This window comes from Mycobacterium sp. NGS22 (assembly GCF_059813095.1).
Map to the genome: position 1 here is coordinate 52626 of NZ_JCALDY010000009.1, position 24672 is coordinate 77297.

Genomic DNA, 24672 nt, shown 5'->3' on the forward strand with positions numbered 1-24672 from the left:
TCCAAAACTGAATCTAACATCAGATTCAGGTCTGCGGGAGGTGCGTGAGGTGACTGCCGCGGCAGAACCCAGCAGCCGTCCCGCCACGTTTCCGACTCACCGCGGTCGGCGGACCCAGGCCGCCATCGACGCTGCCGCCCGAAAAGTCATCGCGCGCAAGGGAGTTCTGGCTACCACCATCGCGGATATCACCGCCGAAGCGGGCCGTTCCGCCGCATCGTTCTACAACTACTACGACTCGAAAGAGGCGATGGTCCGGCAGTGGGCGCTGCGTTTCCGCGACGAGGCCAACCAGCGCGCGCAGACGGTGACCCAGCACGGTCTGTCCGATCGCGAACGCGCCCACCAGGCCGCGGCGGCGCACTGGCACACCTACCGGCATCGCCTCGCGGAGATGATCGGCGTGTCCCAACTGGCGACGGTCAACGAGGACTTCGCCCAGTACTGGGCCGAAATGTGCTCGTTGCCAATCTCTTTCATCGCCGAATCGGTCAAACGCGCGCAGGCGCAGGGCTATTGCGCGGACGACGACCCACTGCTGCTGGCCGAGGCGATCGTGGCGATGTTCAACCAGTTCTGCTACATCCAACTGACCCGGACGCAGGAACCCGACGATCAGGCCTGCATCCGGACGCTGGCCAACATCTACTACCGGGCCATCTACTGCGAGGAGGATCGCTCGAGTTGACCGAGGTCATCCGCGAGTTCATCGGGTTGCCGTCGCCCACCGCCGGACGTGCCGGGGCGGGCGGACACCCGTGCCAGGGGATCTATCACCACGCATCCGGGCATCGACCGAAGGTGGCGATGATCGCCACCCACTACCAGATCGATTTCTCCGAGCACTACCTCGCCGAGTACGCCGCGACGCGCGGCATCGGGTTCCTGGGCTGGAACACCCGGTTTCGCGGCTTCGAGAGCAGTTTCCTGCTCGACCACGCCCTGGTCGACATCGGGGTGGGGGTGCGCTGGCTGCGTGCCGTGGCCGGTGCGGAAACAGTTGTGCTGCTTGGCAACTCGGGTGGCGGTTCGCTGATGGCGGCCTACCAGTCGCAGGCGGTGGATCCCAATGTCACCCCGCTGGACGGCATGCGCCCCGCCGACGGGGTCACCGAGTTGCCGGCCGCCGACGGCTACGTCGCGACGGCAGCCCATCCAGGACGACCGGACGTGCTGACCGCCTGGATGGACGGTGCGGTCGTCGACGAGAACGATCCCGTCGCAACCGATCCCGATCTGGATCTGTTCGACGGGGACAACCGACCGCCGTACCCGGCGGAGTTCGTCGAGCGTTACCGGGCCGCGCAGGTGGCGCGCAATCACGCCATCACCGACTGGGCCGAAGCCGAGCTGAAACGTGTTCGCGCCGCGGGCTTCTCGGATCGACCGTTCACCGTGATGCGCACCTGGGCCGACCCGCGCATGGTCGACCCCGATATCGAACCGACCAAGCGCCAACCCAACTCGTGTTATGCCGGTACTCCGGAGAAGGCGAACCGCTCGGCGCGCGGCATCGCGGCGGCGACCACACTGCGCAACTGGCTGGGCATGTGGAGTCTGCGGACGGCCCAGACCCGCGCCGAGCCGCATCTGGCCCGCATCACGGTGCCGGCGCTGGTGATCAACGCCGAGGCCGACACCGGCGTCTTCCCGTCCGACGCGCAGCGCATCTACGACGGGCTGGCCGGCACCGACAAGACGCAGGCCGCGATCGACAGCGACCACTACTTCACCACCCCAGGCGCCCGCGACGAGCAGGCCGACACCATCGCGGAGTGGATCGCCAACCGGTGGGGTTGAGTCGCGCCCAACCGACCGGTTGTTAGCTTGGAGGAAACCGCGCACGGGAAGGCGAACAATGCCGATCGCAATCACCCCTGAACATCAAGACCTGGCCGACTCGGTGCGGTCCCTGGTCGAACGGGTAGCGCCCTCGGAGGTGCTGCACGAGGCGATGGAAACGCCGGTGCAGAACCCGCCGCCGTACTGGCAAGCCGCCGCCGACCAGGGTCTGCCGGGTGTGCACCTGGCCGAGTCGGTCGGCGGGCAGGGGTTCGGTGTGCTCGAGCTGGCCATTGTGCTGGCCGAATTCGGATACGGCGCGGTACCCGGACCGTTCGTGCCGTCGGCGATCGCCAGCGCGCTGATCGCCGCGCACGACCCCGAGGCCAAGGTGCTGGCAGAGTTGGCATCCGGGGCAGCCATCGCCGCCTACGCGCTGGACTCCACCCTGACCGCCACCCGGCACGGTGACGCGTTGGTGATCCGCGGCGAGATCCGCGCGGTGCCGGCCGCGGCGCAGGCGTCGATCCTGGTGTTGCCGGTGGCGATCGACAGCGGCGAAGAGTGGGTGGTGCTACGCGCCGAGCAGCTCGAGATCGAGCCGGTGCAGAGTATCGATCCGCTGCGGCCCGTCGCCCACGTGCGGGCCAACGCCGTCGAGGTCGGCGACGACGTGGTGCTGGACAACCTGAGCATGACCACCGCCCACGCGCTGATGACCACGCTGCTCTCGGCCGAGGCGGTGGGCGTGGCGCGCTGGGCGACCGACACCGCGTCGGGCTACGCCAAGATCCGTGAGCAGTTCGGTCGGCCGATCGGGCAGTTCCAGGCCATCAAACACAAGTGCGCCGAGATGGTCGCCGACACCGAACGGGCCACCGCCGCCGTATGGGACGCCGCCCGCGCCCTGGACGAGGGCAGCGAGCACGTCGAGTTCGCCGCGGCGGTGGCGGCCACACTGGCTCCGGCCGCCGCCCAGCGCTGCACCCAGGACTGCATCCAGGTGCACGGCGGCATCGGCTTCACCTGGGAGCACGACACCAACGTCTATTACCGCCGGGCGCTGATGCTGACCGCGTCGTTCGGCCGCAGCTCGGAGTACCCGCAGCGGGTGGTGGACACCGCGACCAGCACCGGGATGCGCGCGGTGGATATCGACCTGGACCCGGAAACCGAGCAGTTGCGGGCGGAGATCAGGGCCGAGGTGACCGCGTTCAAGGACATGGACCGGACGGCGCGCACAGTCGCGATCGCGGAGGCCGGCTGGGTGCTGCCCTACCTGCCCAAGCCGTGGGGCCGGGCGTCCAGTCCGGTCGAGCAGGTGATTATCGCCCAGGAGTTCGCGGCCGGACGGGTCAAGCGGCCGCAGATCGGCATCGCGGCCTGGGTCATCCCGTCGATCGTCGCGTTCGGCACCGAGGAACAGCAGCAGAGGTTCCTGCCGCCGACCTTCCGCGGCGAAATGGTCTGGTGCCAGCTGTTTTCCGAGCCCGGCGCGGGATCCGACCTGGCCGGGTTGTCCACCAAGGCCACGCGGGTGGACGGCGGCTGGCGCATCACCGGGCAGAAGATCTGGACGACGGCCGCGCAGTTCTCGCAATGGGGTGCGTTATTGGCTCGTACCGACCCGAGCGCTCCGAAGCACAACGGCATCACCTATTTCCTGCTGGACATGAAGAGCGAGGGGGTGACGGTCAAGCCGCTGCGTGAGCTCACCGGGCAGGAGTTCTTCAACACCGTCTACATCGACGACGTGTTCGTGCCCGACGAGAACGTGCTGGGTGAGGCGAACCGGGGCTGGGAGGTAAGCCGCAATACCCTTACCGCCGAACGGGTTTCGATCGGCGGCAGCGATCTGAACTTCCTGGCCAGCCTGCCGGCATTCGTCGAGTTCGTCCGTGACGGGCAGTTCGACCAGACCGCTCGGCACCGCGCCGGCCAGTTGATCGCCGAGGGGCACGCCGCCAAGGTGCTCAACCTGCGCTCCACGTTGTTGACGCTGGCCGGGGGCGACGCCATGCCGTCGGCGGCTATCTCCAAACTGCTGTCGATGCGCACCGGGCAGGGCTATGCCGAATTCGCGGTGTCGTCCTTCGGTTCTGATGCGGTGATCGCGGATCCCGAAACGCCGCAAGGCAAATGGGGTGACTACCTGCTGGCCAGCCGGGCCACCACGATCTACGGCGGCACGTCGGAGGTGCAGTTGAACATCATCGCCGAACGGCTGCTCGGCCTCCCCCGCGACCCGTAACCCCTGCGCCCCCTGCGCCCCCTGCGCGATCAGACGCAAAAGCCCCCAAATTCCACCGGAATTGGGGGCTTTTGCGTCTGCTCGCCCTACTCGGCGTCGTCGCCGTCCTCGGCGTCGTCGCCGTCCTCGTCCGAACCCTTCTCGTCCGAGCCCTTCTCGTCCGAGCCCTTCTTGTCCGCGCCTTTTTTGTCGGAACCCTTCTTCTCGGACTTCTCGTTCAGGTCCTTCGCCTTGTCCTTGGCCTCTTCCTTATCGTCGACGTCCAGCTCGCGCAGTTCGCGCTTGAGGATCTTGCCGGTCGGGTTGCGCGGCAGCTCGTCGAGGAAGATGACTTCGCGCGGCACCTTGTAGCGGGCCAGCTCCTCCTTCACGTGCTTCTTGAGGGTGTCCTCGTCGACGTCGGAGCCGTCCTTCTTGACCACGAACGCCCGCAGCCGGTGGCCGTACTCCTTGTCCTCGACGCCGATCGCGGTGGCCTCGACCACCTCGGGATGCCCGCTCAGGCAGTCCTCGACTTCGGCGGGGAACACGTTCTCGCCGCCGGAGACGATCATCTCGTCGTCGCGGCCGCTGACGAAGAGCAGGCCGTCCTCGTCGAAGTAACCGACATCGCCCGAGGACATCAGGCCGTCGATGATCTCCTTGTGGCCGCCGCCGGTGTAGCCCTCGAACGGGAAGGCGTTGCCCACGAAGATCCGACCGACCTCACCCTGCGGCTTCTCCTTGCCGTTGTCGTCGAGGATCTTGACCTTGACGCCCTTGACCACCGGTCCGACCGTCGACGGGTCTTTCTCCAGGTCCTCCGGGCGGGCGATGGTGGCGAACGCGATCTCGGTCGAGCCGTACATGTTGTAGATGACCGGGCCGAAATCTTCCAGCGCGCGCGCCGCCAACTCGCCACCCAACTGCGAACCCGACACGAAGATGATCTTCAGGTTCGACAGATCGGGCTTCTTGTCCATCTTCTCGATGGCGTCCAACAGCCGCGAGAGCATCACCGGCACCACGACCATGGCGGTCGCCTTGTGCTTTTCGAGGTCTTCAAGCACCAGCGGCGGCTTGAACTTGCGCCGCAACACCAGCGTCGAGCCCAGGAACATGGCGATCGTGGCGTGCAGGAAACCCAGCGCGTGGAACATCGGCGCCGGCAGCGAGGTGATCTCGTTGGCCTTGAACGGAACGTGCGACAGGATGCCGCCGACCGGCGCCAACGTCGGCGGGGTGCTGCGGTTGGCGCCCTTCGGGGTACCGGTGGTGCCGCTGGTCAGGATGATGATCGACGCGTGCTTGCCGGCTTTGGGCGCCGGATCCTTGCTGCTGTGCTCGATCAGCTCGGCCAGCGTTTCGTGGTCACTGCCGGAGTCCTCGTCACTGTCCGGGTTGGTGCCCAGGGCGCGCAGGAAACCCAATTCCGGCTCGGCTTTGCTGACGGTCTTGGTGTATTCGTCGTCGTAGATGATCAGCTTGGCGCCCTCGCGCTCGGACACCTCTTTGACCTGATTGCCGGAGAACTCGCTGTTCAGCAGGATGATGCGGGCGCCGACGCGGGCTGCACCGAAGTAGGCGACGAGGAACCAGCGGGTGTTGCGGGCCAGGATGGCGACACCGTCGCCGGCCTTGACACCCTTCTCGAGCAGGCCGTTGGCGACCGCGTGGGCGGCTTCGTCGAGCTCCTTGAAGCTGAATTCGCCGTCTTCGTCGATGCACGCCGCGCGGTCGGGGGTGCGGGCCGCGTTGAGCGCGGGCAACATGCCGAATTCGCCCCACTTGACGATGCCGGTGGCCAGCGCGGCGTAATTCTGCGGGGGCTCTATCCGGAATGCTCCGGCTTCGAAGATCTTGCGCACGTAATGGAGTTCGGCGGCGCCGCGTTCCACATATTGCTGGATTTTTCCGACCCCGGGTACATCGCTCAGGCTAGGCATGTTCCTCACCATATGTGACGGAGGTCGCAATGCGACCGATAGGTTTCCCTCGAATTACCATCGGCTTCTATGGCCAAACCCGTCTCGCTGGATGTGAGCGGCCGCGAGGTCACCATCACCCACCCGGACAAGGTCGTTTTCCCTGACCGCGGCACCACCAAGCTCGACCTGGTCCGCTACTACCTGAGCGTGGCCGACGGCGCGCTGCGCGGCGTCGCGGGCCGCCCGATGATCCTGAAGCGATTCGTCAAGGGGATCGCCGAAGAGGCGGTATTCCAGAAACGCGCCCCCGCCAATCGGCCGGACTGGGTGGACGTCGCCACCCTGCGCTACGCGTCGGGCACCTCGGCCGACGAGGCCGTCATCCACGACCCGGCCGGACTGGCGTGGGCGGTCAACCTGGGCTGCGTCGACCTGAATCCGCACCCGGTGCTGGCCGACGACCTCGATCATCCCGACGAGCTGCGGGTGGACCTGGACCCGATGCCCGGAGTCGACTGGCGCCGCATCGTCGATGTCGCGTTGGTGGCCCGCGAGGTGCTCGAAGACCACGGACTGACCGCGTGGCCGAAGACCTCCGGGTCGCGCGGCTTCCACATCTACGCCCGGATCGCCCCGCGCTGGCCGTTCCGGCAGGTCCGACTGGCCGCGCAGACCGTCGCCCGCGAAGTCGAGCGTCGCGCGCCCGACCTGGCGACCAGCCGGTGGTGGAAAGAGGAACGCGAAGGGGTGTTCGTCGACTTCAACCAGAACGCGTTCGACCGCACCGTGGCCTCGGCATACTCGGTGCGCGCCACCCCGGACGCGCGGGTCTCCACGCCGCTGCACTGGGACGAGGTCCCCGGCTGCGACCCGGCGCAGTTCACCATCGACACCGTGCCGAGCCGCTTTGCGGAGCTCGGTGATCCGTGGGCCGGGATGGATGACGCGACCGGGAGCCTGGACCAGCTGCTGGCGCTGGCCGAGGAATTGGGCCCGCCGGAGAAAGCGCCGCGCGGCACCCGCAAGAGCGCCGACGGCCGGCGTCAGTCCGTCAAGCCGCTGATCGAGATCGCCCGCACCAAGACCAGGGACGAGGCGATGGCCGCCCTGGACACCTGGCGCGCCCGCCATCCCGCCGCCGCCGAGCGGCTGCATCCCGCCGACGTCCTGGTCGACGGCATGCGCGGACCCAGCTCCATCTGGTACCGGATCCGGATCAACCTGCAACACGTGCCGACCGGCGAGCGTCCCGCGCAGGAAGAACTGATCGCCGACTATTCGCCCTGGGAGGGCTACACACCGAAACCCCGACCACGTAACTGACGGTCTGGTAACCCACGCGCTACTCTCACGCTGTGACGGCGATGAGTCGACGGGGATTCTTGCAGGTCGCCGCCGCTGCGGGCCTGCTCACGGCGTGTTCGGACAAGCCCAAGCCGGGCACGCCCGGCGGCGGGGCGGTGACGGTCACCCACCTGTTCGGTCAGACCGTCGTCAAGGAACCCCCCAAGCGGGTGGTCAGCGCCGGGTACACCGAACAGGACGATCTGCTCGCGGTGGGTGTGGTGCCCATCGCGGTCACCAACTGGTTCGGTGACCAGCCCTACGCGGTGTGGCCGTGGGCGCAGCCCAAACTCGGTGCGGCACAACCGGTTGTGCTCAACCTGGACAACGGGATCCAGGTCGACCAGATCGCCGGCCTCAAGCCGGACCTGATCGTGGCGACCAACGCCGGCCTGGACGCCGACACCTATCGCAAGCTGTCGGACATCGCCCCGACCATCGCGCAGTCCGGCGGTGACGCGTTCTTCGAGCCGTGGCGCGACCAGGCCGCCACGATCGGTCAGGCCGTCTTGCAGGCGGACCAGATGAAGTCGCTGGTCGACGCCGTCACCGCCAAGTTCGCCGACGTCGCCCAGAAGAACCCGTCCTGGAAAGGCCGCAAAGTACTGCTGATGCAGGGCCGGTTGTGGCAGGGCACCGTGGTCGCGACGGCCCCGGGCTGGCGCACCGACTTCCTCACCCAGATGGGGCTCGTCGTGTCCGAGGCCGTCAACGCCTACATCACCGACCACCGCGCGATGATCCCCCGCGACCGCATCAAGGAAGTGCTCGATTCCGCCGACGTCGTGATCTGGTCCACGGAGAGCCCCGAGGATCAGCAGGCGTTGCTGGCCGACCCCGAGGTGGCGGCGGCGCAGACGACCACCCGCCAACGCCACATCTTCACCGGCAAGGACCTGGCCGGCGCGATCGCGTTCGCGTCGCCGCTGAGCTATCCCGTCGTCGCCGACCAACTGCCTCCTCAGATCGCCAAGATCCTGGGCTGACTGAGCATTCGCTAAGGCGCCTCTGGCAGTGCTCGAAGATCGCTGCCCAACGCCCGAAACCGGCGCTAACGTCGAAATATGAGTGTGACCGAGATCACCGATATCCCGAGGGAACCCGACATGGCGTGCGCCGTGCTCGATTACGGCGACCAGGCGCTGATGCTGCAATGTGACGGCACCGCCGACGTACTGGCGTGGGCCGATGCGTTGCGCGCCGCGCAATTGCCCGGTGTCGTCGACATCGTCCCGGCCTCGACCACTGTGCTGGTGAAACTCGCCGGACCCCGCCTGCAGGCGATCACCCGGCAACGGCTCCGCGGGTTGCGGGTCACGCCCGGTTCGGACACCGAGCACGGCGACCCGGCGCGCGACGTCGTCATCGACGTGGTGTACGACGGACCGGATCTGGCCCAGGTCGCCGCGTCGACCGGCCTGACTCCCGCCCAGGTCATCAACGCCCACACCAGCAGTCGATGGCGGGTGGCGTTCAGCGGGTTCATGCCCGGTTTCGCCTACCTGATCGGCGGCGACGAGCGGATACGGGTGCCGCGGCGCTCGGACCCGCGGACGTCCGTCCCGGCCGGCTCGGTGGGTCTGGCCGGCGAGTTCAGCGCCGTGTACCCGCGCCGGTCGCCGGGCGGATGGCAGCTCATCGGCCACACCGACGCGGTGCTGTGGGACATCGACAAACCCGACCCGGCGCTGCTGACGCGGGGCATGTGGGTCCGGTTCCGGGCCGTGTGAAGGAGACGCGATGACCACCACGCTGGAGATCCTGCGCACCGGACCATTGGCCGTCGTCCAGGATCTGGGCCGCGCCGGGCTGGCCCACCTCGGTGTCGGCCGGTCCGGGGCGGCCGATCGTCGCTCGCACACGCTGGCCAACCGATTGGTCGCCAACCCCGACGACCGGGCCACCGTCGAAGTGACCTTCGGCGGCTTCGCGGCCCGGGTCCGCGGTGGCGACCTCGACATCGCGGTGACCGGCGCCGACGCCGAACCGACGGTGAACGGAACCAAGTTCGGCAGCAACAGCATTGCGCATGTCCGCGACGGCGAGGTGATCTCGTTGGGCACGCCGCGCGCCGGGTTGCGCAGCTACCTCGCGGTGCGCGGCGGCATCGGTGTCACCCCGGTGCTGGGTTCGCGCAGCTATGACGTGATGTCGGCGATCGGGCCGTTGCCCCTGCAGCCGGGCGACGTGGTGCCGGTCGGTGAGCACACCGCCGACTACCCCGAACTCGAGCAGGCCCCGGTCGCCGCGATCGACAGCCACATCGTGGAACTCATGGTGGTGCCCGGGCCGCGTGACGACTGGTTCGTCGATCCCGATGCCCTGGTGCACACCGTCTGGATGGCTTCGGACCGCAGCGATCGGGTCGGCATGCGCCTGGAGGGCCGGCCGATGGAGCACCGCTGGCCGGGCCGGCAGCTGCCCAGCGAGGGCACCGTACGTGGCGCAATACAGGTGCCGCCCAACGGTTTACCGGTGATCCTGGGACCCGATCACCCGATCACCGGCGGCTACCCGGTGGTCGGCGTGGTGACCGACGAGGACATCGACAAGGTCGCCCAGGTGCGGCCCGGCCAGTACGTGCGACTGCACTGGGCCCGACCCCGGTCCTGACCTGATAGACAGGGACGGTGCACACCGCACGTCTGGTCCACACCGCCGATCTGGACGACGACAGCCGGCAGCGTATCTGCCGCATGGTCACCGAGGCGTTCGACGGCGACTTCTCCGAGGCCGACTGGGAACACGCGCTCGGCGGCATGCACGCGCTGATCTGGCACCACGGCGCGATCATCGCGCACGCCTCGGTGGTGCAGCGACGGTTGATCTACCGGGACACCGCGCTGCGCTGCGGCTACGTCGAAGGTGTTGCGGTACGCGAGGATTGGCGCGGAAAAGGACTCGTGAGCGCGCTGCTGGACGGCGTCGAGCAGGTGATGCGCGGCGCCTATCAACTGGGCGCGCTGAGTTCGTCGCTCGCCGCCCGCGGACTGTACGCCCGGCGGGGCTGGCTCCCCTGGCTCGGCCCGACGTCGGCGCTGTCCCCCGTCGGCCCGACCCGCACGCCCGAGGACGACGGGACCGTGTTCGTACTGCCGGTAAGTGTGAGCCTGGACACCTCGGCGGGGCTGATGTGCGACTGGCGCGACGGCGACGTCTGGTAGCCCTCACACGGCCTGAAGCGTTGCGGTGAGCGGAAGTTCACAACCGGGGTCATCGCGGGAAGCGCCCGGGCAACAAAAGATTTCTAGCGTTACCGACAAGGTCGCAAACGTTAGGAGTCTTCGTGTTCGCCAAGCTCGCGCGCCGTTCGCACACCATTTCCGACTGGGATCCCGAGGACGTGGTGGCCTGGGAAGCCGGCAACAAGTACGTCGCGCGCCGCAACTTGATCTGGTCGGTGGCTGCCGAGCACGTCGGCTTCTCCATCTGGTCTATCTGGTCGGTGATGGTGCTGTTTATGCCCGCATCGGTGTACGGATTCTCTGCGGGCGACAAGTTCCTGCTGGGTGCCACCGCCACCCTGGTCGGCGGCTGCCTGCGCTTCCCCTACACCTTTGCCACGGCGAAATTCGGCGGCCGTAACTGGACCATCTTCTCCGCGGTGGTGCTGCTGATCCCCACCATCGGCAGCATCTTCCTGCTGGCCAATCCCGGTTTGCCGCTGTGGCCGTACCTGGTGTGCGCGGCGCTGGCCGGGCTAGGCGGCGGCAACTTCGCCTCGTCGATGACCAACATCAACGCGTTCTATCCGCAGCGGCTCAAGGGCTGGGCGCTGGCACTCAACGCCGGCGGCGGCAACCTCGGTGTTCCGATGATCCAACTGGTCGGCCTGCTGGTGATCGCCACCGTCGGTGACCGCGAACCCTATTGGGTGTGCGCGGTGTATCTGGTGCTGCTCGCTGTCGCCGGCGTCGGCGCGGCGCTGTACATGGACAACCTGGCCCAGTTCAGCATCGAGATGCGCACCATGCGTGCGGTGCTGGCCGAACCGCACACCTGGGTGATCGCGCTGCTCTACATCGGCACCTTCGGTTCGTTCATCGGCTTCTCCTTCGCCTTCGGTCAGGTGTTGCAGATCAACTTCATCGCGGGCGGACAGAGCACCGGGCAAGCCGCGCTGCATGCCGCCCAGATCGCTTTCCTGGGGCCACTTCTGGGTTCGCTGTCGCGGGTGTACGGCGGACGGCTGGCCGACCGGGTGGGTGGCGGACGGGTCACCCTCGGTGTGTTCTGCGCGATGATCCTGGCGGCCGGAATCCTGGTCAGCGTCAGCACTTTCGCCGAACACCACACCGGGCCGGCGCCGGCCGCGACCATGGTGGGCTACGTCACCGGGTTCGTGGCGCTGTTCATCCTGTCCGGAATCGGCAACGGCTCGGTGTACAAGATGATTCCGTCGATCTTCGAGGCGCGCAGCCACTCGCTGCCGGTCGACGAGGAGCAGCGCCGGCACTGGTCGCGCGCCATGTCCGGTGCGTTGATCGGGTTCGCGGGGGCGATCGGCGCGCTGGGCGGTGTGGGCGTCAATCTTGCGCTGCGCCAGTCGTATCTGTCCGACGGCACCGCGACTTCGGCGTTCTGGGTGTTCGTCGCGTTCTATGTCGGCGCCTCGGCGCTGACCTGGGTGACCTATGTGCGCAAGCCGCTGCAGGCAACGGCGCACGCACCGGCCGGGCTGGCTTACGTGTAGTCACACCGCTGTTCGATGTGAGCAAGAACGCAGGTGCGAGCAATGCCGCAGCAATTGCCAGGTAACGTCCCGGAAACCGAGCAGGCATACACATGTGACATGGCCCAGGAACCGTCTGCGCCACTGACCGGCTACCGAATCGCAGTGACCTCAGCGCGCCGCGCGGAGGAACTGTGTGCGTTGTTGCGCCGGCACGGTGCCGAGGTATTCAGCGCGCCCGCCATCAGCATGATCGCGCTGCCCGACGACGACGAACTGCACAGCAACACCGAGGCACTGATCAGTGATCCACCCGACATCGTGGTGGCGCACACCGGCATCGGTTTCCGCGGTTGGATCGCCGCCGCCGAGGGCTGGGGGCTGGCCGCCGAACTCAACGAGTCGTTGTCGCGTGCACGGGTCGTTTCACGCGGTCCGAAGGCGACCGGCGCGTTGCGCGCCGCGGGACTGCGCGAGGAGTGGTCCCCGGAATCGGAGTCCTCGCAAGAAGTTCTGGAGTACCTGCTCGCCACCGGTGTCGCCGGTAAGCGCATCGCGATCCAGTTGCACGGCGCCGCCGACGCGTGGGACCCGTTTCCGGAGTTTCTCGCCGGATTGCGCGCCGCCGGCGCCGAGGTGGTGCCGATCCGGGTATATCGTTGGAAGCCAACGCCTTTGGGCGGTGAATTCGATCAGTTGGTCGCCGGTATCGCCCGCCGGCAGTTCGATGCGGTCAGCTTCACATCGGCGCCGGCGGCCGCGGCGGTGCTGGAACGCGGCCGCGAACTGAGCATCGAGGAACAGGTACTGGACGCGCTGCGCGGCGGCGTGCACGCGATGTGCGTGGGCCCGGTGACGGCGCGGCCGTTGATCAGGCGATCCGTACCGACGTCGTCCCCCGAGCGAATGCGGTTGGGCGCGTTGGCCCGTCATATCGCCCAGGAGTTGCCGACGCTCGGTTCGTGCAGCGTCAAGGCCGCGGGTCACGTGGTCGACATCCGGGGTACCTGCGTGCTGGTCGACGGCTCGGTCAAGACCGTGTCGGGATCGGGAATGGCCATCCTGCGCGCCCTGGCCCATCGCCCGGGCGACGTCGTCGGGCGCACCGAGCTCCTTCGCGTGTTACCGGGCAACGGCGACGACACCCATGCCGTCGACACCGCCGTGCTGCGGTTGCGAACCGCGCTGGGTGACAAGAACATCGTGGCGACCGTGGTCAAACGTGGCTATCGGCTGGCCCTCGACCACGAGCACGACGCCGCATGAACCCGATCTTGACGGCACACGGCACCCGCCGGTCGTCAGGCGTGGCGATGATCGGCGATCTCGCCGACCGGGTGAGCCGCTTGCTGGACCGCACCGTGCGGGTGGCCTTCGTCGACGTGCTGGGTCCGTCACCCGGCGAGGTGCTGTCGCGGATGTCCGGTCGAGAACCCGCAATCGTGGTGCCCGCGTTCCTGTCTCGGGGCTACCACGTCCGCGCCGACCTGCCGGCCGAGGTCGCGGCCAGCGGCCACCCGAACGTCACCGTCACCCAGGCGTTGGGTCCGGGACCGGAGATCTCGGCGGTCCTGGGCCACGTGTTGGTCGAATCCGGTTGGCAGCCCGGTGATTCGGTGATTCTCGCGGCGGCCGGAACCTCCGATCACCGCGCTCGCGCCGACCTGCGCAACGCCGCCGCGGCGCTGTCGGTGCTCATCGGGTCGCGGGTCGAGCTGGCGTTTGCCGCGGTCGGTGCTCCGCCCGTACCCGATGCCGTCGCGGCCGCGCGACACCGGGGTGCGCGGCGCGTCGTGGTCGTCTCCTACCTGCTGGCCGACGGCCTGTTCCAACAGCGACTGCAGGAAAGCGGTGCCGATCTGGTCACCCGGCCCCTGGCCACCCATCCCGGCTTGGTGCGCTTGATTGCGAACCGATTCCGCAGCGCGATGCCCATCCGGGAGCTGTGCCGACTGGGCTCGCCCTACGCCGCAGCATTTGATCTTTCCTGAAAATCGGGTAATCCTGGCAGCATGGCCCGCAACGAAGAGCCCTCGCGTGGGCTCCTCGACGACGTAGCGAAAATGCTGCGCCTGCCTTTCAGTACACCGGAGTTCATCGACCGGATCGTCACCGGATCGGTCAATCAGGTCGGCCGGCGCACCTTGTACATGCTCATCACCACGTGGGACGCCGCCGGTGGCGGCCCGTTCGCGGCCAGCGCGATCGCGTCCACCGGGTTGTCGAAGACCGCCGAGATCGTGCAGTCCATGTTCATCGGGCCGGTCTTCAACCCGCTGCTCAAGACGCTCGGCGCCGACAAGGTCGCGGTTCGTGCGTCGTTGTGCGCCTCGCAACTCGTCGGTTTGGGCATCATGCGCTACGGTGTGCGCTCCGAACCGCTGCACTCCATGACGGTGTCGCAGATCGTGGACGCCATCGGTCCGACGATGCAGCGCTATCTCGTCGGCAAGATCGACTGAGCCCGCTCAGGCCGCCAGGCGCGCGGCGAATCGCCCGACCTGGATGCGGCCGTCGGCGGTGACCCGCACCGGGTAGACCGGCACCGACACCCGCTCGTCATCCAGGCAGCTGCCGTCGTCGAGCGCGAAAGCCTGCTTCAGGATTGGCGATTGGACGGTGGCGCGCCCGCCGCGGTCACCGACGATGCCACGTGAGAGCACGGCGGCACCGGAGAACGGGTCCACGTTGCCGATCGCGTGCACCGAGCCGTCGTCGAGGCGGAACAACGCGGCCTGGTTGCCGTCGTCGAGCAGTACGCCGACCCCGCGACCGGGGATCAGGTGGGCGTAGTCGCAGGCGCTCGTCCACACCCGGATGTCGTTGCTGATCGTCACAATTGCTCCTTGCTTCATCGGATTCGTGGGAGGCCAAGGGACACGGGCACTTTGCGTCCGGCACGTTCGGTGAATGTCACGGTCTCGTCGACGGCGTCCGGCGCGTTGACGAAGGAGACGAACCGCGACAACTTGTCCGGGTCCTCCAGCACGCCTTTCCATTCGCACCGGTAGGTGTCAACGTGGCGCTGGATCGCCGCCTCGAATTCCTCGGCCAGGCCCAGCGAGTCGTCGCAGACCACCTCCCGCACGTGATCCAGGCCCAGCGATTCCACCCAGGGTGCGGTGCGCTGCAACCGGTCGGCGGTGCGGATGTAGTACATGAGGAACCGGTCGATGTAGCGGACCAGGGTCTCGGTGTCCAGGTCGCTCGCGATCAACTGGGCGTGCTTGGGGGTCATGCCCCCGTTGCCGCCGACGTAGAGGTTCCAGCCCTGCTCGGTGGCGATCACGCCGACGTCCTTGCCGCGCGCTTCGGCACATTCCCGCGCGCAACCGGAAACGCCCAGCTTGATCTTGTGCGGGGCCCGCAGACCGCGATAGCGCAGTTCCAGGTCGATGGCCAGCTGCACCGAATCCTGTTGCCCGTAGCGACACCAGTCGCTGCCCACGCAACTCTTCACGGTGCGCAGCGCCTTGCCGTAGGCGTGTCCGGACTCCATGCCGGCGTCCACCAGACGCTTCCAGATCGCCGGCAACTGATCCACCCGCGCACCGAACAGGTCGATCCGCTGGCCGCCGGTGATCTTGGTGTAAAGCCCGAAATCCTGTGCGATCTGGCCGATCAGGATCAAGTGCTCGGGTTTGATGTCACCCCCGGGCACCCTCGGCACCACCGAGTAACTGCCGTTCTTCTGTATGTTCGCCAGGAAGTGGTCGTTGGAGTCCTGCAGCGAAGCCTGCTCGCCGTCCAGGATGTGGTCCGAGCCGGTGGAGGCCAGGATCGAGGCGACCACGGGTTTGCAGATGTCGCAACCCTTTCCACTGCCGAAGCGGTCGAGCAACCCGGAGAAGGTGCGGATCTCGGTCGCCGAGATGATCTGGAAGAGTTCGGCACGGGACTGGCTGAAGTGCTCGCACAGCGCTTTGGACTGCGCTACGCCCTGAGCTTCCAGCAGTTGCTTGAGCAGCGGAACGCAGGACCCGCAGGAGGTGCCGGCGGTGGTGCACGCCTTCAACGCGGGCACGTCGGCGCAGCCGTTGGCGATGGCGCACGTCAAGTCGCCCTTGGTGACGTTGTTGCAGGAGCAGATCTGCGCGGAATCGGGCAGCGCCCCGACGCCCAGTGCTCCGGCGCCGTCGCCGGTGCCCGCGGGGGCGATGAAAGTCATTGGGTCACCAGGCAATTCGCTGCCGACCATGGGCCGCAGCACCCCGTACGAGGACGCGTCGCCCACCAGCACTCCACCGAGCAGGGTCTTGGCATCGTCGGAGAGCACCAGTTTGGCGTAGGTGCGGTTGACCGCGTCGTTGACGGCGACCTCGAGGCAGTTCGGCGTGCTGCCCATCGCGTCGCCGAAGCTGGCGACGTCGACGCCGAGCAGCTTGAGCTTGGTGGACAGGTCGGCCTCGCCGAATTCGGCGGTTCCGTCGAGCAATCGGTCGGCCACCACCTCGGCGCTGGTGTAGCCGGGCCCGACCAGCCCGTAACACTTGCCGTCGATCGCGGCGACCTCGCCGATCGCGAAGATGTCCGGATCGCTGGTGCGGCAGGCCAAGTCGGTGATGACCCCGCCGCGTGGCGCAATGTCGAGGCCGGCCGCACGCGCCAACTCGTCGCGAGGTCGGATGCCTGCGGCGAACACCACCACGCCAGCGTCGACGACCTGCCCGTCGCTCAGCCGGACCTGAACCGAATCGTGGCTGGAGACAATCGCTTCGGTGCCGGTCCCGACGTGGATCTCGATGCCGAGCTCGCCGATCATCCTGGCCAGCAGCGCACCGCCGGCCTCGTCGATCTGCTGGGCCATCAGTCGGGGCATCATCTCGACGACATGCGTGGGTAAGCCGAACTGGCGCAACGCGTTCGCCGCTTCCAAGCCCAGCAGGCCACCCCCGATAACGACCCCGGCGCTGCCGGATGTCACCGCGGCTCGGGCTCCGGCGCGTATGGCGTCCAGGTCGTCCAGCGTGCGGTAGACGTGGCAGGACGGCAGATCGTGACCGGCCACCGGCGGGACGAAGGCGTAGGACCCGGTGGCCAGCACCAGGGTGTCATAGGTGTGTCGTTCGCCGTCGGCCGTGACCACAGCCTTTGCCGCACGGTCGATTTCGGTGACCCGGGTGTTCAGCAGCAGCCGCACCGAACCGTCGCCGACGTAGTCGTTGCCGGGCAGCGCCAGCAGGCCGCGGTCCCAGCTCTCGGTATAGGAGGTCAGGCCGACGCGGTCGTAGGCGGCGTCGGCTTCCTCGGCCAACACGGTGATCTGCCACAAACCGCTGGTGTCGCGGGCGCGCAGGGCCTCGACGAAGCGGTGCCCCACCATGCCGTGGCCGACCACCACGACACGCCGGGCACCGGCGCGCACGGAAGTAACGCCGGCTGAAGGAGACATGCCCAAGACCCTACGAACGCGATGTTGCCGAAAATGACGCCGAATGTGACACCGGCATCAAAGCGTCCTCACACCTGGGAAGTCCCTGTGTGACCCGTGTTCGCTCACGGCGAACACCCAGGTGGAACTTTAGTGCAGGCGACTCAAGTTTTACCGGGTAGCCGACCAACACAGCGTCGGGCACAGCCAACTCACAACGAAGAATAAGGAGTCATCCATGAGCAATGTCGCCTTGTGGTCGCGTCCGGCGTGGGACACCGACCGGTGGTTACGGGACTTCTTCGGTCCCACCTATTCGGACTGGAAAGCGGACTCGACCAAGCCGGTGAGCAGCGGGTTCAACCCCGCGGCCGAGATCGTGAAGGACGGCGAGGACGCGGTAGTCCGCGTTGAGCTGCCCGGCGTGGACGTCGAGAAGGACGTCAACGTCGAGGTGGACAAGGGCCGCCTGGTCATTCACGGCGAACACCGCGACGAGCACGCCGAGGAGAAGGACGGCCGCACCTTGCGGGAGATCCGCTACGGGTCGTTCCGCCGGTCGTTCCAGTTGCCGGCGCACGTCACCGGCGAGGCCATCTCGGCCTCGTATGACGCGGGTGTGCTGACCGTCCGCGTCACCGGCGCGTACGCGGGTGCTCAGCCGCAGCGCATCGCCATCACCAAGTAGCGCGAGCAGACGTAAAAGCCCCCATTTCGTACCGAAATGAGGGGCTTTTACGTCTGCTCGGCATCAAACCCAGCGGGCCAGCAGCTCTTTGGCGCGGGCCGACAGGGCCCGTTGGAAATACGGCCCGAAGCTGACCCGGCCGACACCGAGGGGGCCGAACGACGCCGGGTCGTCCTGATCCGGCAAGGCGATCGCATTGATCGGCAACGGTAGCTCGGTTGCCAAGCGGCGCAACGTCTCTGGGTCATGGCGCCCCACCGGGTACAGAACGTCCGCGCCGGCGGCGGCGGCTTCCGTCAACCGCGCCACGGCGCGTTCGACACGGTCCGCATCGTCGCCGTCCTTGCGCAGGAACAGGTCGGTGCGGGCGTTGAGCACGACGTGCACCCCCGCCGCGTCCGCCGCCGCGCGCAACCCCGCCACGAGCTCGGCGTGTTCGGCGGAAGAACGCAGCCGGCCGCCTTCGGAATGCACGGTGTCCTCGATGTTCAGCCCGACGGCACCCGCCTGCAGCAGACCCTCGATCAGTCGCTGCGCGGGCAGCCCGTAGCCGGATTCGATGTCCACCGATACCGGCACGTCCACAGCCGTACAGATCTGGGCGACGCGCGCCAGCACGTCGTCGAACGACATCCCCTCGCCGTCGGGTTTGCCGATCGAGTCGGCCAGCGGGTGGCTGCCCACGGTCAGCGCGGCGAAACCGGCGTCTACCGCCAGGTTTGCCGACCAGGCGTCCCACACGGTCGGGAGGATGACCGGGTTACCGGGCTGATGCAGTTCCAGTAGCGCCTGGGCGCGCTCGGCGAGTTGCGGCATGTCCAGTGCTTTCTGATCGCGGTGGACGACGTGACGGACGTCTTGCCCGACGTCGGTGGAAAACAGCGGATAGTATCTGGTTGCAGACTGTGATCCGCAACACCTTCAGCCCAGGGAGATCTCTTGTCCACCACTACTGAACTCGCCGAACTGCACGACCTGATGGGCGGGCTGCGGCGGTGCGTGAGTTCTCTGAAAGCGCGCTACGGAGACAATCCGGCGACGCGTCGCATCGCGATCGACGCCGACCGCATCCTGAGCGACATCCAGCTTCTCGACAGCGACGTCGCCGAATTGGACCTCGCCCGGGCCACCGTGCACCAATCCGGGGAAAAGATCGCCATTCCGGACACCCAGTACGACAGCGATTTCTGGCGCGATGTCGACGACGAGGGTGTCGGGGGTCACAACCGCTCCTGACGTCGAAGCCCGACTAAATAGCGGGCGTTTGCTCTGTGTACCCTTCGGTTTACAGCCCGTTCGAAGAGGAACACAAATAGATGAGCGCACCCACGGCGAGTCGTTCTGACTCCGGCGTCTTTTCTCCATCTCGCGCACAGCTTGCGCAGAAGACGCTCCGCACGGATAGGTGGTGGCTTCAGCCACTGCGGATCAACCTCGGCTTTGCCGCATTCGTCATCTACGCGACGGTGCGTGCGTTTCAGCGGGAGCACTTCTACGTCGAGAAGTATCACTACCTGACGCCGTTCTACTCGCCGTGCCTCAACGAGAAGTGTGGCCCGGCCAGCGAGTTCTGGCCGCAGATCTTTCCCGCCTCGGGGCTGCTGTCGCTGGTGCCCTACGCGGCGCTGACGCTGCCGTTCCTGCTGTTGTTCCGGCTGACCTGCTACTACTACCGCGGCGCCTATTACCGCACGGTGTGGCAGTCGCCCACTGCCTGCGCAGTCGCCGAGCCGCGCGTGCACTACACCGGCGAGACGCGGTTCCCGCTGATCATCCAGAACACGCACCGCTATTTCTTCTACATCGCCGTGCTGATCTCGTTGATCAACACCTACGACGCGATCGTCGCGTTCCATTCCGATGAGGGGCCGGGCGGATTCGGCTTCGGCCTGGGCAACGTGATCCTGCTCGGCAACGTCATCATGCTGTGGTTTTACACGCTGTCCTGCCACTCTTGCCGGCACGTCACCGGCGGACGCCTCAAGCACTTCTCCAAACATCCTGTGCGGTACTGGATCTGGACGCAGGTGAGCAAGATCAACACCCGGCACAAGCTGTTTGCGTGGATCACGCTCGGCACGTTGATGCTTACCGACTTCTACGTCGCACTGGTGGCCAGCGGCACCATCTCCGACTTGAGATTCGTTGGCTGACAAGCCAACTCATAATTAGAGAACTTAGCGAGGTTTCATGGTTGAGGTCGAACGGCATGCCTACGACGTAGTCGTGATCGGTGCCGGCGGCGCAGGATTGCGTGCGGTGATCGAGGCGCGGGAACAGGGCCAGAAGGTCGCGGTCGTGACCAAATCCCTGTTCGGCAAGGCCCACACGGTGATGGCCGAGGGCGGGTGCGCCGCTTCGATGGGGAACGCCAACCCGAAAGACAACTGGCAGACCCACTTTGGCGACACCATGCGCGGTGGAAAGTTCCTCAACAACTGGCGGATGGCTGAACTGCACGCCAGGGAAGCCCCGGACCGGGTGTGGGAGCTCGAGACCTACGGCGCGCTGTTCGACCGCACCAAGGACGGCCGGATCAGCCAGCGCAATTTCGGTGGGCACACCTACGCGCGGCTTGCGCACGTCGGCGACCGCACCGGCCTGGAACTGATCCGCACCATGCAGCAGAAGATCGTCTCGCTGCAGCAGGAGGACTTCGCCGAGTTCGGCGACTACGAGGCCCGGATCAGGGTGTTTGCCGAGTGCACCATCACCGAGTTGCTCAAAGACGGTGACGCCATCGCCGGAGCGTTCGGCTACTGGCGCGAGACCGGCAAGTTCGTGCTGTTCGAGGCGCCGGCGGTGGTGCTGGCCACCGGCGGAATCGGCAAGTCGTTCAAGGTGACCTCGAACTCGTGGGAGTACACCGGCGACGGACACGCGCTGGCGCTGCGGGCCGGCGCCACGTTGATCAACATGGAGTTCGTCCAGTTCCACCCGACGGGCATGGTGTGGCCGCCGAGTGTGAAGGGGATCCTGGTCACCGAGGGTGTCCGCGGTGACGGCGGCGTCCTGAAGAACTCCGACAACGAGCGGTTCATGTTCGGTTACATCCCGCCGGTGTTCAAAGGTCAGTACGCCGAGACCGAACAGGAAGCCGACCAGTGGCTCAAGGACAACGACTCGGCCCGCCGCACCCCGGACCTGCTGCCCCGTGACGAGGTGGCTCGGGCAATCAACTCCGAGGTCAAGGCCGGTCGCGGCACCCCGCACGGCGGGGTCTACCTGGACATCGCCTCGCGTCTGACCCCGGCCGAGATCAAGCGCCGGCTGCCGTCGATGTACCACCAGTTCATGGAGCTGGCCGAAGTCGACATCACCAAGGAGGCGATGGAAGTCGGGCCGACCTGTCACTACGTGATGGGCGGGGTGGAGGTCGACGCCGACACCGGCGCGGCCAAGGTGCCCGGGCTGTTCGCCGCGGGCGAGTGCTCCGGCGGCATGCACGGCTCCAACCGGCTCGGCGGTAACTCGTTGTCCGACCTGCTGGTGTTCGGCCGCCGCGCCGGCCTGGGGGCCGCGCAGTACGTGGTGGCGCTGGACAACCGGCCGAAGGTCTCGTCCGAAGCCGTCGATGCCGCCGCCGAGTTCGCGTTGCACCCGTTCGAGGGCCCGACGGACGGCTCGGCGCCGGAGAACCCGTATGCCCTGCAGATGGACCTGCAGCACGTGATGAACGACCTGGTCGGCATCATCCGCAAAGAGGACGAGATCTCCAAGGCGCTGACGCTGCTCAAGGAGCTGTGGGCGCGGTACAAGAACGTGCAGGTCGACGGGCAGCGGGAATACAACCCGGGCTGGAACCTGGCGATCGACCTGCGCAACATGCTGCTGGTCAGCGAGTGCGTGGCGAAGGCGGCGCTGGAGCGCACCGAGAGCCGCGGCGGCCACACCCGCGACGACCACCCCGGCATGGACTCCGGTTGGCGCAACACGTTGCTGGTGTGCAGCGAGGCGCAGGACGATCCGGACAACCACATCACCATCGAGCGGCAGCAGCAGATTCCGATGCGCCAGGACTTGCTTGAGCTTTTCAAGCTCTCGGAATTGGAGAAGTACTACACCGACGACGAGTTGGCCGAGCATCCGGAACGGAGAGCGTAATGGCGTACAACGCGAGCATGCGGGTATGGCGCGGCGACGTGAGCGGCGGTGCGCTGCAGGAGTTCACCGTCGAGGTCAACGAGGGCGAGGTGGTGCTCGACGTCATCCACCGCCTGCAGCAGACCCAGACGCCGGACCTCGCGGTGCGGTGGAACTGCAAAGCGGGTAAATGCGGCTCCTGCTCGGCGGAGATCAACGGCCGGCCGCGGCTGATGTGCATGACCAGGATGTCGACGTTCGAGGAGAACGAGGTCGTCACCGTCACCCCGATCCGGACGTTCCCGGTGATCCGCGACCTGGTGACCGACGTGTCGTTCAACTACGAGAAGGCCCGCGAGATCCCGTCGTTCACCCCGCCCAAGGAACTGCAGCCGGGTGAGTACCGGATGGCGCAGGTCGACGTGCAGCGTTCACAGGAGTTCCGCAAGTGCATTGAGTGCTTCCTGTGTCAGAACGTGTGCCACGTGATCCGCGACCACGACGAGAACAAACAGGAGTTCGCCGGCCCCCGCTATCTGATGCGGATCGCCGAGCTCGAGATGCACCCGCTGGACACGGTGGACCGGCGCGACATGGCTCAGGAGGACTTCGGTCTGGGCTACTGCAACATCACCAAGTGCTGCACCGAGGTGTGCCCGGAGCACATCACGATCACCGACAACGCGCTGATCCCGATGAAGGAACGCGTTGCCGACCGCAAGTACGACCCGGTGGTGTGGCTGGGAAACAAGCTGTTCCGGCGCTGACGTTAAGCCGGCGGCGGGATCGGGTATCCGAAATTGATGCTAGATCCCACCAGTATTGACGAACTCAAGACGGCCATCGACGAGATGACGCAGCGCGCGGAACTCGCGCGCAAAGAGGGCCGGAACGACGACGCGACCGAGATCGAGCAGCACATGCAGGGTCTGCGGGAACGGCTCGCCGAGCGCTCGCCGACCTAGACGCCCAGGCGCCGCAGTTCGCTGCGGTGGAAGACGATGGGCGCGATGCCCGCATCCACCGTCACCTCGCTGACCCGCAGCACCACGATGGTGTGATCTCCGGCCGGGATCAGTTGTTCTATCGCACTTTCCAGCCACAGGCCGGTGCCCTTGATGAAGACGGCGCCCGTCTGGCTGGACACCGTGTCCAGGCCGGCGAACCGGTCGCCGGTCTTGGCGGCCAGGGTGCGGACGGCCACGTCGTGGGCCTCTCCCAGCACGCTGATGCCCAGCGTCGGCACATCTTTGAGTTTCGGCCAGGTGGTCGACGTGTTCTGCACGCAGAACGACACCAACGGCGGGTCCAGCGACACCGGGACGAAAGTGCTGGCCGCCAGACCGTGGCGGATTCCGTCGACCTGGGCAGCGATGGCCACCACCCCGGTAGGGAAGTGGCTGAAAGCCTCACGCAGCGACGTCGGCGTCAGCTTGTTGTTCGAATTCACCGGACTTCATTCGCTCCTCGAGCCGAGAACGGGATTCTCGCTTCCGCAGCCTACCCGGCCCCCGGACCGTAGCCATACCGGGAAGCCACATCGGGGTGCGCCCGCAGCCTGCTCTTCCAGGCATTGCGTCCATAGACGGGGTAGATCGGTTCTCTCGGATCGTGTTTCGGGGCTGCACGCAGGTGCGCAGGCAGGTCGAGCACCGGTATCTGGGCGTCCAGCCGCGGGTTGAAGAAGTAGGGCACCGAGATCCGCTGGGCGCCGGCCTCGTCCAGCTGCACCCGATGCTCGGTGGCCCGCAGGTAACCGCCCGTCGCGAACTCCAGCAGCTCCCCGATGTTGACGACGAACGCGCCGTCCAACGCCGGCACGTCGATCCAGTCCCGGCAACCCGGGGGACGCACTTGCAACCCACGGCTGCCCGGTTCGGCAAGCAGCAGGGTAAGCACCCCGGAATCCTGGTGCGCGCCCACACCCTGCGGGCCGGCTGGGCACGCCGGATACCTGATCAACTTGATCAGCGTCGCGGGTGCGTCGGCGAAGGCCGCGTCGAACACCTCGGGTGGGCTGCCCAGCGACGCCGCCCAGTGCCGCAGCAAGCTGCGCGACACCTGGGACAGCGCGGCGTCGAACTCGGCGACGATCCCTGGTAGCTCAGGCAGACCGGCGGGCCACTGATTCGGCCCTTGCAGCCAGAGGTAGTCCGGGCGGCCGGGGCCGCTGATCGGGGGTCGCTCGGGACCGATGTCGATCTGCTCACGCCAGTCGACCTCGCCGCGGGTGTACTCACCGCCCAGCCGGGTGTAGCCGCGGAAGTGCGGACTGTGCACCATCGCCACTGCGTCCTTGTCCGCCTGCGGCAGCGCGAACAGGCGGCGCGCCGCGCTGAGCACCTGGCCGGTCAAGGTTTCCGGCACCCCGTGGCCGGTCAGATAAAAGAAGCCGACCCGGTGGGCCACGTCGCGAAGAGCTTCGCGCAGCAGGGTGGATTCGGCGCGCAAATCCACCACCGGCAGTGTCGTGACGCTCCCCACATGCCCATCATCGCCGCAGGTGAGCGGGGTTGCCAGGGATTCGCTCACTGGCATCCCAACCGGTTGGTTAGTTAGACAGTGCAATTTAGC

The 24672-nt window shown here is 67.0% G+C and carries 23 protein-coding genes and 1 pseudogene; 18 read left to right on the forward strand and 6 right to left on the reverse strand.

Going from position 1 to position 24672, the window contains the following annotated elements; all coding sequences use genetic code 11:
• Positions 1–49 precede the first annotated feature (49 nt).
• From AC5Y47_RS10835 to AC5Y47_RS10845, 3 genes are read left to right on the forward strand one after another with little or no spacing between them, the layout of a single operon-like run.
• Positions 50–688, forward strand: coding sequence for a TetR/AcrR family transcriptional regulator (locus tag AC5Y47_RS10835; RefSeq protein ID WP_499943970.1), 639 nt, complete (start codon positions 50–52; stop codon positions 686–688).
• Complete coding sequence (locus AC5Y47_RS10840) at positions 685–1800, forward strand: alpha/beta hydrolase (RefSeq protein WP_499943971.1); 1116 nt, start codon at positions 685–687, stop codon at positions 1798–1800. Before AC5Y47_RS10835 ends, AC5Y47_RS10840 begins: the two co-directional genes overlap by 4 nt.
• A gap of 58 nt (positions 1801–1858) precedes the next feature.
• Complete coding sequence (locus tag AC5Y47_RS10845; protein WP_499943972.1) at positions 1859–4033, forward strand: acyl-CoA dehydrogenase family protein; 2175 nt, start codon at positions 1859–1861, stop codon at positions 4031–4033.
• Between the two features lie 263 nt (positions 4034–4296).
• On the opposite strand, the pseudogene fadD2 reads toward AC5Y47_RS10845, so the two are convergent.
• A pseudogene (fadD2, locus tag AC5Y47_RS10850) lies at positions 4297–5958 on the reverse strand (long-chain-fatty-acid--CoA ligase FadD2); the annotation flags it as partial.
• Positions 5959–6027: 69 nt separating this feature from the next.
• Here fadD2 and AC5Y47_RS10855 point away from each other — a divergent pair.
• From AC5Y47_RS10855 to AC5Y47_RS10895, 9 genes are all read left to right on the forward strand, one after another.
• On the forward strand, positions 6028–7263 hold the full coding sequence (locus AC5Y47_RS10855; protein ID WP_499943973.1) for a DNA polymerase domain-containing protein: 1236 nt from the start codon (positions 6028–6030) through the stop codon (positions 7261–7263).
• A 41-nt stretch (positions 7264–7304) separates the two neighbouring features.
• Complete coding sequence (locus AC5Y47_RS10860) at positions 7305–8270, forward strand: ABC transporter substrate-binding protein (RefSeq protein ID WP_499944089.1); 966 nt, start codon at positions 7305–7307, stop codon at positions 8268–8270.
• Positions 8271–8348: 78 nt separating this feature from the next.
• A complete protein-coding gene (locus AC5Y47_RS10865; RefSeq protein ID WP_499943974.1) occupies positions 8349–9014 on the forward strand; it encodes a 5-oxoprolinase subunit B family protein in 666 nt (221 codons plus the stop codon).
• Positions 9015–9024: 10 nt separating this feature from the next.
• Complete coding sequence (locus AC5Y47_RS10870; protein WP_499943975.1) at positions 9025–9897, forward strand: 5-oxoprolinase/urea amidolyase family protein; 873 nt, start codon at positions 9025–9027, stop codon at positions 9895–9897.
• Positions 9898–9914: 17 nt separating this feature from the next.
• The gene (locus AC5Y47_RS10875; RefSeq protein ID WP_499943976.1) at positions 9915–10448 is read left to right on the forward strand and encodes a GNAT family N-acetyltransferase; all 534 of its coding nucleotides are present in this window, start codon (positions 9915–9917) and stop codon (positions 10446–10448) included.
• A 122-nt stretch (positions 10449–10570) separates the two neighbouring features.
• A complete protein-coding gene (locus AC5Y47_RS10880) occupies positions 10571–11977 on the forward strand; it encodes a nitrate/nitrite transporter (RefSeq protein ID WP_499943977.1) in 1407 nt (468 codons plus the stop codon).
• Positions 11978–12076: 99 nt separating this feature from the next.
• On the forward strand, positions 12077–13222 hold the full coding sequence (locus AC5Y47_RS10885; RefSeq protein ID WP_499944090.1) for a uroporphyrinogen-III synthase: 1146 nt from the start codon (positions 12077–12079) through the stop codon (positions 13220–13222).
• Positions 13219–13947 (forward strand): sirohydrochlorin chelatase, encoded by a 729-nt coding sequence (locus AC5Y47_RS10890; RefSeq protein ID WP_499943979.1) that lies wholly within the window; start codon positions 13219–13221, stop codon positions 13945–13947. Before AC5Y47_RS10885 ends, AC5Y47_RS10890 begins: the two co-directional genes overlap by 4 nt.
• Positions 13948–13968: 21 nt before the next feature.
• Positions 13969–14418, forward strand: a complete 450-nt coding sequence (locus AC5Y47_RS10895; protein ID WP_065146645.1) for a TetR/AcrR family transcriptional regulator — start codon at positions 13969–13971, stop codon at positions 14416–14418.
• A gap of 6 nt (positions 14419–14424) precedes the next feature.
• On the opposite strand, the gene nirD is transcribed toward AC5Y47_RS10895, so the two are convergent.
• Together nirD and nirB are read right to left on the reverse strand one after the other, a co-directional pair.
• Positions 14425–14793, reverse strand: a complete 369-nt coding sequence (gene nirD / locus AC5Y47_RS10900) for a nitrite reductase small subunit NirD (protein ID WP_499943980.1) — start codon at positions 14791–14793, stop codon at positions 14425–14427.
• A gap of 14 nt (positions 14794–14807) precedes the next feature.
• Positions 14808–17348, reverse strand: coding sequence for a nitrite reductase large subunit NirB (gene nirB, locus AC5Y47_RS10905; protein ID WP_499943981.1), 2541 nt, complete (start codon positions 17346–17348; stop codon positions 14808–14810).
• A gap of 217 nt (positions 17349–17565) precedes the next feature.
• Here nirB and AC5Y47_RS10910 point away from each other — a divergent pair, with 217 nt between their 5' ends.
• On the forward strand, positions 17566–18015 hold the full coding sequence (locus tag AC5Y47_RS10910) for an Hsp20/alpha crystallin family protein (protein WP_499943982.1): 450 nt from the start codon (positions 17566–17568) through the stop codon (positions 18013–18015).
• Positions 18016–18078: 63 nt separating this feature from the next.
• Here AC5Y47_RS10910 and AC5Y47_RS10915 read toward each other — a convergent pair whose 3' ends face one another.
• Positions 18079–18831, reverse strand: a complete 753-nt coding sequence (locus AC5Y47_RS10915; protein WP_499943983.1) for an isocitrate lyase/PEP mutase family protein — start codon at positions 18829–18831, stop codon at positions 18079–18081.
• 123 nt (positions 18832–18954) lie between these two features.
• On the opposite strand from AC5Y47_RS10915, the gene AC5Y47_RS10920 reads away from it, so the two are divergent.
• The 5 genes from AC5Y47_RS10920 (at position 18955) to AC5Y47_RS10940 (ending at position 23063) form a co-directional block, all read left to right on the forward strand.
• Positions 18955–19251 carry an Rv0250c family protein gene (locus tag AC5Y47_RS10920; protein ID WP_499943984.1) on the forward strand — a complete coding sequence of 99 codons (297 nt, stop codon included), beginning with the start codon at positions 18955–18957 and terminating at the stop codon, positions 19249–19251.
• Positions 19252–19331: 80 nt separating this feature from the next.
• Positions 19332–20168: a succinate dehydrogenase subunit SdhC gene (gene sdhC, locus AC5Y47_RS10925; RefSeq protein WP_499943985.1), complete on the forward strand. Its 837-nt coding sequence runs from the start codon at positions 19332–19334 to the stop codon at positions 20166–20168.
• 37 nt (positions 20169–20205) lie between these two features.
• On the forward strand, positions 20206–22119 hold the full coding sequence (locus AC5Y47_RS10930; RefSeq protein ID WP_499943986.1) for a fumarate reductase/succinate dehydrogenase flavoprotein subunit: 1914 nt from the start codon (positions 20206–20208) through the stop codon (positions 22117–22119).
• Complete coding sequence (locus AC5Y47_RS10935) at positions 22119–22865, forward strand: succinate dehydrogenase/fumarate reductase iron-sulfur subunit (RefSeq protein WP_499943987.1); 747 nt, start codon at positions 22119–22121, stop codon at positions 22863–22865. The genes AC5Y47_RS10930 and AC5Y47_RS10935 overlap by 1 nt, the downstream gene beginning before the upstream one ends.
• Before the next feature lie 36 nt (positions 22866–22901).
• On the forward strand, positions 22902–23063 hold the full coding sequence (locus AC5Y47_RS10940; protein WP_499943988.1) for a hypothetical protein: 162 nt from the start codon (positions 22902–22904) through the stop codon (positions 23061–23063).
• Here the strand turns inward: AC5Y47_RS10940 and AC5Y47_RS10945 are convergent.
• Positions 23060–23548 carry a flavin reductase family protein gene (locus tag AC5Y47_RS10945; protein ID WP_499943989.1) on the reverse strand — a complete coding sequence of 163 codons (489 nt, stop codon included), beginning with the start codon at positions 23546–23548 and terminating at the stop codon, positions 23060–23062. The genes AC5Y47_RS10940 and AC5Y47_RS10945 overlap by 4 nt on opposite strands.
• Before the next feature lie 50 nt (positions 23549–23598).
• Complete coding sequence (locus tag AC5Y47_RS10950) at positions 23599–24636, reverse strand: isopenicillin N synthase family dioxygenase (protein WP_499943990.1); 1038 nt, start codon at positions 24634–24636, stop codon at positions 23599–23601.
• Positions 24637–24672: the final 36 nt, after the last annotated feature.